General features: G+C 26.7%; 16 protein-coding genes. 2 read left to right on the top strand and 14 right to left on the bottom strand.

Annotation, left to right across the window (positions count from 1 at the left end):
* Positions 1–65 precede the first annotated feature (65 nt).
* From NSA58_RS10505 to NSA58_RS10450, 12 genes are all read right to left on the bottom strand, one after another.
* A complete protein-coding gene (locus NSA58_RS10505; protein WP_257560448.1) occupies positions 66–443 on the bottom strand; it encodes a DUF1492 domain-containing protein in 378 nt (125 codons plus the stop codon).
* A 1-nt stretch (position 444) separates the two neighbouring features.
* Entirely contained in the window at positions 445–1,155 is a 711-nt protein-coding gene (locus NSA58_RS10500; RefSeq protein WP_257560447.1) for a sigma-70 family RNA polymerase sigma factor, read from the bottom strand.
* A gap of 9 nt (positions 1,156–1,164) precedes the next feature.
* Positions 1,165–1,800, bottom strand: a complete 636-nt coding sequence (locus NSA58_RS10495) for a DnaJ domain-containing protein (protein WP_257560446.1) — start codon at positions 1,798–1,800, stop codon at positions 1,165–1,167.
* Between the two features lie 157 nt (positions 1,801–1,957).
* Positions 1,958–2,179, bottom strand: a complete 222-nt coding sequence (locus tag NSA58_RS10490) for a hypothetical protein (RefSeq protein WP_039679257.1) — start codon at positions 2,177–2,179, stop codon at positions 1,958–1,960.
* Between the two features lie 22 nt (positions 2,180–2,201).
* Positions 2,202–2,474, bottom strand: a complete 273-nt coding sequence (locus tag NSA58_RS10485) for a hypothetical protein (protein WP_257560445.1) — start codon at positions 2,472–2,474, stop codon at positions 2,202–2,204.
* 2 nt (positions 2,475–2,476) lie between these two features.
* Entirely contained in the window at positions 2,477–2,695 is a 219-nt protein-coding gene (locus tag NSA58_RS10480; protein WP_257560444.1) for a hypothetical protein, read from the bottom strand.
* A 70-nt stretch (positions 2,696–2,765) separates the two neighbouring features.
* On the bottom strand, positions 2,766–2,978 hold the full coding sequence (locus tag NSA58_RS10475) for a hypothetical protein (RefSeq protein ID WP_257560443.1): 213 nt from the start codon (positions 2,976–2,978) through the stop codon (positions 2,766–2,768).
* 13 nt (positions 2,979–2,991) lie between these two features.
* Entirely contained in the window at positions 2,992–4,344 is a 1,353-nt protein-coding gene (locus tag NSA58_RS10470) for a DnaB-like helicase N-terminal domain-containing protein (RefSeq protein ID WP_257560442.1), read from the bottom strand.
* Positions 4,345–4,363: 19 nt separating this feature from the next.
* The gene (locus tag NSA58_RS10465; RefSeq protein ID WP_257560441.1) at positions 4,364–5,158 is read right to left on the bottom strand and encodes a hypothetical protein; all 795 of its coding nucleotides are present in this window, start codon (positions 5,156–5,158) and stop codon (positions 4,364–4,366) included.
* 12 nt (positions 5,159–5,170) lie between these two features.
* Positions 5,171–5,500, bottom strand: a complete 330-nt coding sequence (locus tag NSA58_RS10460; RefSeq protein ID WP_257560440.1) for a hypothetical protein — start codon at positions 5,498–5,500, stop codon at positions 5,171–5,173.
* Between the two features lie 15 nt (positions 5,501–5,515).
* Entirely contained in the window at positions 5,516–5,707 is a 192-nt protein-coding gene (locus NSA58_RS10455) for a helix-turn-helix domain-containing protein (RefSeq protein WP_257560439.1), read from the bottom strand.
* Between the two features lie 123 nt (positions 5,708–5,830).
* Positions 5,831–6,019 carry a helix-turn-helix domain-containing protein gene (locus tag NSA58_RS10450; protein WP_257560449.1) on the bottom strand — a complete coding sequence of 63 codons (189 nt, stop codon included), beginning with the start codon at positions 6,017–6,019 and terminating at the stop codon, positions 5,831–5,833.
* Positions 6,020–6,184: 165 nt separating this feature from the next.
* On the opposite strand from NSA58_RS10450, the gene NSA58_RS10445 reads away from it, so the two are divergent.
* Together NSA58_RS10445 and NSA58_RS10440 are read left to right on the top strand one after the other, a co-directional pair.
* Positions 6,185–6,757, top strand: coding sequence for a helix-turn-helix domain-containing protein (locus NSA58_RS10445; protein ID WP_257560438.1), 573 nt, complete (start codon positions 6,185–6,187; stop codon positions 6,755–6,757).
* 146 nt (positions 6,758–6,903) lie between these two features.
* Positions 6,904–8,079: a tyrosine-type recombinase/integrase gene (locus NSA58_RS10440; protein WP_257560437.1), complete on the top strand. Its 1,176-nt coding sequence runs from the start codon at positions 6,904–6,906 to the stop codon at positions 8,077–8,079.
* 147 nt (positions 8,080–8,226) lie between these two features.
* On the opposite strand, the gene NSA58_RS10435 is transcribed toward NSA58_RS10440, so the two are convergent.
* Complete coding sequence (locus NSA58_RS10435) at positions 8,227–8,919, bottom strand: HEPN domain-containing protein (protein ID WP_257560436.1); 693 nt, start codon at positions 8,917–8,919, stop codon at positions 8,227–8,229.
* Between the two features lie 44 nt (positions 8,920–8,963).
* Positions 8,964–10,202 carry an AAA family ATPase gene (locus NSA58_RS10430; RefSeq protein ID WP_257560435.1) on the bottom strand — a complete coding sequence of 413 codons (1,239 nt, stop codon included), beginning with the start codon at positions 10,200–10,202 and terminating at the stop codon, positions 8,964–8,966.
* Positions 10,203–10,224: the final 22 nt, after the last annotated feature.

Raw genomic sequence — 10,224 nt, 5'->3', positions numbered from 1 at the left:
CCGTTTTATAAAACTCGTCTTTAAAAACTACCTTATTACAACTTTCATTTTCTATAGCTTTTACGCTAGAATAAATGGCTTTTATACATATCCCTTATACACTTAGGATATATTATTTCACTAATTTTAAATATTAGCTTCTTTTTTAAATCATAGTATGTACTTTTAGATATATTCATTTTGCACATTATGTTTATTGGTCTTTCTTTGTTTATATATAAACTATAAAATAATATATACTCATCATCACTCATATTATTAATAGCTATATTTATTTTTTTAATAATTATCTCATTCTTATTCTTGATATATTTCAGTTTATCTACATGATCTGTATTGGTTACCTCTTCCAATTCTAAGTTAATAAGCTCTATTACATGCAACATATAGTTATAATCTTTTAATATTTCTTCGGTCATCTTGTAATATTTATCTTTTTTCATACTATCCCCTATAATAACTTATAAACTCCCTATCTCTTTTTATTTGTTCCTCTTCTAATCTCTTAATTAGTTCTAACCTAGAATTATAATAACCACTATCAGCTTCTATAATAGAAGGATTAGTATATATATATTCACTCTTTTTTCTTTGTTCTATATATCTTTCATATTCTATCCTTATTCTAAATGACTTTCTCATTAACTCACTTCTACACTGTCTTAGTATGCTATTAATTGAGCTATCCATTTTATTATACTTAGCAGCTATATCTTTTATTTGAAGCTCATTTACATACCTATCAATAAAAATGTTGGCTTTTGTAGGTGGTAATATATTTCTAAATTCTTGTATATACTCTTGTAGTGTCATTTCCTCTATTACTTCATTTTCTGCATTTACACTACTATTTGGAATAATATCATACATATTTGTATCTTCATCTATTTCATGATCTAGTGATGTAATAGCATATTGGCCATGTATTCTTTTAAGATTATGAAACTCTCTTTTTATACTCCAACTAATACAGCTATACATATAAGTATCAAAACTCATTCCTTTTCCTTCTTTATACGTTTCAAAGGCTCTAATCATTCCTAAACTACCTATTTGCATAATATCCTCTATATCAATTCCATAAGGATTATTTTTAAATTTATTAGCTATTTTAATAAGCATTGGCTCATATTGTAAATACTCTTTATCTGTCATTGATACCCCCTATATACCCCATTGCTCTTTCAGTTTATTTATTAATACCATCATTTCAGCACTTTCTTTATTATTTGTATTCCTATCTGGATGGTATTGCATGGCCATTCTTTTATATAACTTTTTTAGTAGTTTCTTTTCACTATCATTCATTTCAAGTTTTTTGTCACTACTTCTATTAAAAAATTTATCCTCTACTTTTATTCCATCCAATAATCCTCTGTCATATCCTTCCTGGTACTTTTCCATAAGTTCTTTATAGTGTAATGAGCTATATTTATTTTTAAAGTTTTCATATTCAAGAAGCTTATTTTCTTCTTCTTTTTTAATATCATTTTTAATCTTTGACATCATAGCTTTATATGTAGGGTAATACTCTTTCTTGACTTTAATTAATTTCTCCACTACATCATTAAAGTCTAAATTTACATCTTTATTCCCTATACATTTAGCTGTTATACTACTCATTAAAGCAACTGGTATATCATCTATTAAGCCATTTATTTCTTCCTTATATTCATAAAGTGAGTGCCATGCATATGAGTCTACCTTTATATCATTTGACACTACTTTCCCATTTACCCTCTTTCTATCACAAGCATAAATACTATATCCCCATTTACCTTTTCTTATTTTGCAAAACATTTGAAATACTCCTTTATAGTGTTATGATTTTACTTTTTTATCATTTTATTTGTCACTACATTTATTAATTAAAATAGTTACTAGAAGCTTAATTCTAGTAACTTAATATTAGTTGCATTTAGTTGCATTATTATTAGCTATTTAAATAACTATTTTTCTAATTTATTAAACCTTTTAACTCATTATAATTATCAAAAACAAATGTAAATATATTCTTAACTTTTTCAGAACCTCCGTCTTTGTCTATACATCCTAAAACGTATTTTCTTAATTCTTTTAATTCTTCTATATCAAATTCACAACCAAGTGATTCTATAGCTTTATATACCTCTAGTGTAGCTTGGCCAACTGTCATATTCTTAGATTTTTGTACTTCCATTATAAAAATCCCCCTATAGTCGTTAATTTTCATATGTAAAAACTATCACACAATTCTCTTTATAAAATACTGTTGCTATTAATCCAGTATCAAATTTTAATTCTTTTACTGATATTTCAATTATTCTATCATTTAATTTTATTTCCACATTATCTGAATCATTTATCAATATATCTTTTAGATCATATACTGTCCTTTTATAATCCTCTGATATTTTAGTTCTAGCATTTACTATTACCTTTACATTTTCATGCCTTTTTATTAAGGCTATAGATTTTCTAATTGTCATTCTCACACCTATAGCTCCACATCCTTAAAAATACTATAATCATTTACAATAGATTCTATTTCTGATAGCTCTTTTATAATTCGCTCTAGTGCCATATATTCTTTTGTTTCATATACATTCTTTTTCTCTTCTTCCGATAATCCATTAAAATACTTCTCTGCATTATTTAATCTTTCTAATAAGTATTGGTAATAAGCTCTTATAGCTTCTATCATATTATTTTTCATATGTCCTTTATCTCCCTATGCTGTATTTTGATTTGTAAAGAATAATAGGGCTTTATTTCTATCCAAAACATTATTTCAACAGATTCATCTTATCCATTAAATTTATTTGATTTTTTTGTAGTTGCTCAACATCTTTTCTAAGCTTAGTTGGAGTTACTCCTACTTCTTCTATAATCCTAGTACAAGCATTTACAGAAATAATCATTATTTCCCTTAAATCCTTTCCGTATAACCCCAGTTCTTTAATTTTGTCTATTACTTCTTTTGGGTATCCCTCATACATTTACATCACCCCTTTAAAATGGCAATTCATTGCAAGATACTTGTACAAATTTCTTATTTGTATCATATCCGTAATTTCTATTTAATTCCTCTTGGTTTGTATAAAACCTCTTCCTATAGATATCAAAGGATATATTAAAAGCTCTATTGGTTATACCTCCCCATCTATTTTTTAATACTATGATTTTTGATTCTTCCTCGCCATCATCTTTTTTAATTCTTTCTATTCTTAGCACTGTATCAGCTGAACCAACTATCTCACTAGCTCCTGATACATCATACATGTTAGGCTTTTCTCCCTTAGATGGTTTCTTTGGGTGTGCAACTAATAATATTACTAGCTTGTACTTTTTGGCCAACTGCTTTAATGCTAAACATAACTGTTTCTGTTGTTGATATTGCTTGTCACTTTCTCCTATATCAAAGGTCATTAGGTTATCCAAAATAAAGAAGCTAATACCTTGATTTATAGCTAAATATTCAATAACACTTAGTATATTCTCTTTGTTTGCCCTCGAATTACTTCCGTATATTTTAAACTTACCTTTTATCCATTTACTTATTAATTCCCAGCTATAATCAGTTATATCTGTATATGCCTTTCCTTTTTTACTTGTTTTCTCTTCAATGTGGTAATCATTTGCTACTGTTCGATTGAACCAAAACATTAAATCTTCTTCTGGTAACTCACCACTATATAAAAAAGCTTTATTTCCTTGAGCTATAGCTCCAGCTATTATTTGATTTATTATTGTACTCTTACCACTTCCAGGTACTCCAGTTATTATGTTTAATGATGTTCCTCTAAATCCACCACCTAGTAAATGGTCTAATGGTTCAAAACCAGTAGGTATATAAAAATTATTATTTTTCCCTCTCTTTATGTCCGAAGCATCTACATATAACTCTTCTATGCTCTTATTATTTGTAAATATGCTTTTAATCGATTCTATGCCCATTTTAACGACTTCTATTTTTTCATTGAATAATTTATCGTTTAAATTATTTAAAAGGCTCATAGCCACCCTTCTGTTGCTCTTATCAATAAGTAAATCTATATAATAATTTATATTTAAAGAATTAGGAACTATTGTTTGTAAACTTGTAATATAACTAATACCTCCAACAGCTTCTAATAAATTATTGCCTTTAAGCTCTTCTATAAGCATAATTAAGTCAATAGGTTTGCCTTGTATATGAATACTTAACATGCTTTTAAATATAATTCGATGTACCTCTTTATAGAAAGTATTTACATCAATTCTTTTAGAAGCTATACTTATATTGCTTGGATTTAGCAGTATAGACCCTAATACTGTTTGTTCTGCCTCCACACTATGTGGAGGTATCTTTTTGTTACTTTCCATTTTGATACCTCCTATTTTCTTAAATACTTTCATACTCATAACCATCTATGATTTCTAAATTTGTTTTTTCTTCTGCTGGATTATGTACCTTTAAGTTGCTATTATAATTTCCCTCTAATACTTTTAAAAAATTATTAGGATTCATTATCCAGTCAAAATTTGCTTTCCAATTTCTCTTGTTATATCCATTAAGATAGCTTGATTTACTAGCTATTTTAAATACTTCTAAGACTATTTCTAAATTATGCTCCTTTATTCTTGCATCTATTGCTTTTTCCCTAGCATCACTTATCTTTTTAATAGATGGAAGACCTTTACAAGTAGAGTTAAATTCTTGTTGAATTTTATTATATATGTCTTTCTTTTCATTCTTTTCATTCTTTTCATTCTTGTTCGTGGTTGGTGCTTGGTTGGTGCTTGGTTCATTTCTCGGTTGTTTGCTTGGTTGATTTCTGTCATCTGCTTGATACAATCCCCAGTTTTTAATGGTTATAAGTGTGTAACCATTGGTTGATTTGCTTGTTGATTGCTTGGTTAAAAAATCATGTTTTTCAAAATAATCCAATGCACTTCTTATCATTTGTTCTGATATACCTTTACCACATTCCTTCGCTAATTTACTTCTCGATGTTACAAATTGACCTGGTAAAAGTGTTATCTTTTCTCTTGTAGAATCTAATATTATTGTCTTTTCTTTATGATTCGCCTTCAATAATATTGTTATAAGTATGGTCTTCCTTTCCGGCTTGCACGATTGCCATAATGGACTATCCATTATTTTTCTATGAAGCTTGATATATCCTTGAGTTATCAAAATATCACCTGCTTACCTATCACAACTTTCAGCATATCCCTTATTAATTAGCTCTTTTAATATCATCCCAAACCTGTCATTAACAAGCTTTTCATTTATTTCATATTCATAATCATCCATTGAAGCAATGAATCCCACAAAAAAAACAAAAAAATATTCTAATTCCTTGATATCAATAACAATTTCCTCTTTATGTATAACTTTGTATTTAATCATCGTTAATACAATATCCCCAAATTTTTCGAATCCTTTTAAGAAATTAACTAGATCTTTTAATGCATAAACATAACCATCATCTAATATAGTAAATCTATCCTTTATTCTTATTTTTAAATCTTCCATATTGTCTACCTCCTTTTAAAACTGTTGTCCTATAGCTGTATTTTCTATCCATTCATCTACTTTGCTAGTTATAATCAGAATTTTTTTCCCCACCTTAAACATTGGAAATCCCTTAGATTTTGTTAACTCATAGGCTTTTATATATCCTATCCCTAGATATTCAGCAAATTCTTTTACAGTCATAGTTCTTTTCTTGTATTCACTCATAATATTCACCCCTATCTGCTATTTATTAAGTTTAAGAATTCAAGAACAGTCATATTAGGAAATATGCTACTTATAAATTTCAACTGCTCCCCAGTCATTTTTATACTCATATAAATATCCTCCCTATTCTTCTTCCTCTAAAATCTCTTTCATATCTACATCTAAGACTTTTGCTATATCCTTAAGTCTACTTAATGTTACATTCTGCTTTCCTAGTTCTATCCTATTTATAGTAGCCGAAGAAACACCTAACATATTTCCTAGCTCTTTTTGGCTTAAGTCTTTTTTAATCCTTGCCAATTTCATATTCATTAATTTCACTACTCCAAACCTCCTATGCGAATTTTAAATTCATATTCTTATTCTTTAATAATACGCACTTAAAATTCGTAAGTCAATACTTTTTTTAAAAAATATGTATTTTAAGTTCATATTATGTTAATATATATAATATATAAGATTAATGGAGGCATTCTTATGACAATAGGAAGCAATATAAAACAAATACGAAAAGAAAAAAAACTTACTCAAAGTGATCTTGCAAAAAAGATAAACAAGGGGTTAAGAACTGTTCAAAAATATGAATCAGATGATATTAATATACCTATAGATGTACTTAAAGATATAGCAAAAACATTAGATATAGAATTAATAGATTTAATAATTGATGATAATAATTCCGTTTATCTAGATTTCTGTGCAGATTCTCTTGATGATACATTCAAAAAACTTGAGATTCTTTCTACAGATGAAGCTTTTATGGAAGATGTGTTGCGTAAAGAAAAACATGAACTCAGCTTTTTTGAAGAGTGTTTACTAATGATTTATAATAGTCAAAAATATGATATTGAGGTTTATATAGAAGTCTTAAAATTATTAGGTAGTGATGTTTTACAAAAACAATTAGGCTATTCATTTAACGAATTAGCTTCTAATGAAAATAATTTAATTCGTATGATACTTAATATAATGAATTCTATAAAAAATGATTTAAGGTTTATTATGAAGTCAAAGACTACAACTACTAATATAGATAAAGATAAATCCTAAAAAATAATAATATAAACTTAAAAATCAGTTCGTATAATATCGAAGTGCGTAAACTATTACATTGTAGTGACAAATAATACTTAATTTTTGAAAAATGTTATAACTACACAATAAATTATTTAGAAATAATAAAATGAGGTGATAATATGGCCAAAAGAAGAAGTAACGGCGAAGGCTCTATTGTTAAGAATATGAGAAATGGCATACAAGTAGGCTGGAGAGCTTCTATCACCATAGGAACTGACGACAGAGGTAAATTAGTACGTAAACAATTTACTGGTAAGACTCAACAAGATGTTAAAAATAAGCTTCAAGAATATAAAAAACAAATGCTTATGGGTGTATTAAATGAGGACAAGCTGACTGTTTCAGATTGGTTTTATTCATGGTTATTTGACTATAGGAAACAAGATTTAAAGCCTAAAAGTTTTCAAAGGTATCATGGAATTTATAAAAACTATATAGAAAATACCGACTTTGGAAATATAAAGCTTAATGATCTAAGAACAACACACCTGCAAAGACACTACAAAAAGTTATTGGATAACGGAACTACTCCTACAACAATTAGGCAAATTAATACTAATTTAAAAACTTGTTTGAATGAAGCTGAAAGACAAGGATATATACAAAAGAACTGGTGTAAACTTGTTACTCTGCCTAAAAAGGAAGATAATAAAGAAGTCAAAGTATTGACTAAGCAAGAACAAGAAAAGTTCCTGGAAGCTATTAAAGGCCATGAACTTGAATTATTATATATAGTTGCTCTTGGAACTGGTTTAAGGATTGGCGAAATACTAGGTTTAAAATGGCCTGATATAGATTTTAAAAATAACGAGCTTCATGTTAATAGAAGTTTACAGAAAGCTGCTATATATGAAAATGATAAAATAGCAAGATATGAAGTTCAAGAAACTACTCCTAAAACTAAAAACTCATTAAGAACTATACCAGTACCACAAAATATAATTAAAAAGCTTCGAGCTCATAAAAAAGAACAAAATGAGCTTATATTATTATTACAGGAAGAATACGATAATAAAAATTATGTATTCTGTAATAAATTAGGAAAACCAATAGAAGATAAACGACCAGGAAGAAACTTAAAGACTATACTAACATCTATAGATATTGAACCTATTAAATTCCATGCACTAAGACATACTTATGCAACTAGATTATTTGAAGCTGATATTCCACCTAAAACAGTACAACATTTAATGGGTCACTCTGATATAGAAACTACTATGAATATTTACACTCATGTAATGAAAGAGCAAAAACTAGAAGCGATAGATAAATTAGATGCTCTTTTTAAATAATGATTTTAATAAAAATGAATTACTTATTTATTATTTTTGTATAACTTTATAATATTTTATATTTATCAAATATTATAAAGCAAAATAAAAGGAATTGATAAACTATTAAGTTCATCAATTCCAAACATAACAACAACTTATATTTATCTAAATGTCATTAGTGATTTCTTTATGAACATTTTCTACAAATTCCCTTATAAACTTTATAGATTGTTCAACAAAAGTTTTATCTATTTCTTGTAATTCACCTGTTTTAGCATTTCTATCAGCTTGATGAGCTATATAATTTCTTCTCTCATATATTTCATCTATCCTATTGCTTAGCTCATTGCTCTTCATACTCATTTCATCTGCTATATTCTTAAATATTGTTTTAGTACTTATCAATGAAAGACATTTTTTTATTTTTTCACTAGCCATATATGTGTTCTGTTTATCTTTTATTACTATCCAATTTTCAAGCCAATCTACACTTTCAATATTTTTTATTGCCTCTTCAACAAAAGGCATAGATACAATAAAATTTTGATATGATTTAGTTTTTGGTTTGTTGCCATTAAACATTTCAATTATTCCATATTTTACTATTTCATGCATATAATAATCTAAAGAACTCATAACAAATACAATTTGACTCCTAAGTATATCATCCTTGGCATCATTCACATCCATTGTTTCTAATTTATCTACAATTAAAAACTTATCTTCTATGCTTTTTAAAGTTGTTTTAAATGTGCAAATTATTTTTTCAGACTTTACACTTGGTATCACTGTATTATTTATATCTTTTGTTTGGCTTTCTCTTTCTAAAGATATTACTTCCATAAACTTATTACTCATTATTCCCCCGCACTTTCATTATATCGAATTTATACTTAATAATATTATTTATAATTATTTAAATTATTAGTTATAAATGGAATAGCGCCATATTTACCTCTAATATATCCATTTTCTATATTTTCATCTGATCTTATATTTTTAAGATCACTTAGAGAATATATTTCTGTTGATTTACTTTCTTGATTTCTCTCTGTTAACCAAATTTGATCTCTTCTTAATAAATCTAAATCTAATAAATTGGTATCATGAGTTGTAAAAATTAATTGAGCATTATTCTTGTTTATATCTTTATTTTTAAACAATTTTACAATATGCTTAACAATTATAGGATGTAAACTAGTTTCTAACTCATCATATACAAGGACTTTTCCTTTATCTAATATATCAATTAATGGTCCACTAATTTCAAATAACTTATTTATCCCTCTTGAATCCTCATTTAAATCTATTTCTAAGTCATCATATCTAAGCTTTACATCTCTCTTTACGCCTTCACTATTACTTATAAGCATCTTTAATTCTTCTGGCATATCTGCTGGCAAATCTTCATAATTCATTTTTATATTCTTTATGTCTACATTTATATCAGTTATATTAATATCTAAACTTCTTAAAAATAATATAAAAGTTTCTTTATATTTATCCGATTCTTTTATATTTTTTAAAGTATATTCTAGCCATTCTTCATTTTGTATATTTGAATTTATTACAATATTTTCCTTTATGTACCTAAATACTCTTATTATATCTTCATTATTTATCCAATTAGCAACTATAGATAAAAATAATTTATTATTCTTATTCATTTTATCTTTTACTTCTTTTAAGTCTTTAGTATATTCTTTTCCAAAATAAAAATCATCTTTCATTCGCTCAAATATTTTAGCCTGTTTATTATTTTTGAAATGATATAAATATTCCTTTTCTATTTCTTGATTATTTACACTAAATCCATAAGCATATCTAATTTTATCAACAACTATTTGTATTCTAAATTCACTATTGAAATCTTTTTTTAGTTTATGTGGGAAAAATGGTATACGATCCCCTGGTTGAAAATTATTACTGTTACAAACTATAAATTTGAAATATGCTAATGAGTTTATTATATTAGTTTTTCCTGATCCATTTGCTCCATATATTGATATAATTGGTAAAACATTTCTATTTCCATATTCTAATAATATTTCGCTATGCTCCTTATCTTTAGTTGACATCATAGATAAAGTAATGTCATTTTTTATTGATTTATAATTACTACTCGAAAACTCTAAAATCATTTAAATATCCTCCCTTATACAT

The sequence above is a fragment of the Terrisporobacter muris genome (assembly GCF_024621905.1).
Classification (GTDB): Bacteria; Bacillota; Clostridia; order Peptostreptococcales; family Peptostreptococcaceae; genus Terrisporobacter; species Terrisporobacter muris.
The sequence above is the reverse complement of the archived record's forward strand: the minus strand, read 5'-3'. Positions and strand labels throughout refer to the sequence as shown.

Coding starts and splice junctions, on each gene's coding strand:
- NSA58_RS10440 (WP_257560437.1), top strand. CDS start 6,904: ATGGCCAAAAGAAGAAGTAACGGCGAAGGCTCTATTGTTAAGAATATG.
- NSA58_RS10490 (WP_039679257.1), bottom strand. CDS start 2,179: ATGGAAGTACAAAAATCTAAGAATATGACAGTTGGCCAAGCTACACTA.
- NSA58_RS10450 (WP_257560449.1), bottom strand. CDS start 6,019: ATGAATATGAAATTGGCAAGGATTAAAAAAGACTTAAGCCAAAAAGAG.
- NSA58_RS10470 (WP_257560442.1), bottom strand. CDS start 4,344: ATGGAAAGTAACAAAAAGATACCTCCACATAGTGTGGAGGCAGAACAA.
- NSA58_RS10435 (WP_257560436.1), bottom strand. CDS start 8,919: ATGAGTAATAAGTTTATGGAAGTAATATCTTTAGAAAGAGAAAGCCAA.
- NSA58_RS10445 (WP_257560438.1), top strand. CDS start 6,185: ATGACAATAGGAAGCAATATAAAACAAATACGAAAAGAAAAAAAACTT.
- NSA58_RS10430 (WP_257560435.1), bottom strand. CDS start 10,202: ATGATTTTAGAGTTTTCGAGTAGTAATTATAAATCAATAAAAAATGAC.
- NSA58_RS10480 (WP_257560444.1), bottom strand. CDS start 2,695: ATGAAAAATAATATGATAGAAGCTATAAGAGCTTATTACCAATACTTA.
- NSA58_RS10475 (WP_257560443.1), bottom strand. CDS start 2,978: ATGTATGAGGGATACCCAAAAGAAGTAATAGACAAAATTAAAGAACTG.
- NSA58_RS10455 (WP_257560439.1), bottom strand. CDS start 5,707: ATGAGTGAATACAAGAAAAGAACTATGACTGTAAAAGAATTTGCTGAA.
- NSA58_RS10460 (WP_257560440.1), bottom strand. CDS start 5,500: ATGGAAGATTTAAAAATAAGAATAAAGGATAGATTTACTATATTAGAT.
- NSA58_RS10495 (WP_257560446.1), bottom strand. CDS start 1,800: ATGTTTTGCAAAATAAGAAAAGGTAAATGGGGATATAGTATTTATGCT.
- NSA58_RS10500 (WP_257560447.1), bottom strand. CDS start 1,155: ATGACAGATAAAGAGTATTTACAATATGAGCCAATGCTTATTAAAATA.
- NSA58_RS10505 (WP_257560448.1), bottom strand. CDS start 443: ATGAAAAAAGATAAATATTACAAGATGACCGAAGAAATATTAAAAGAT.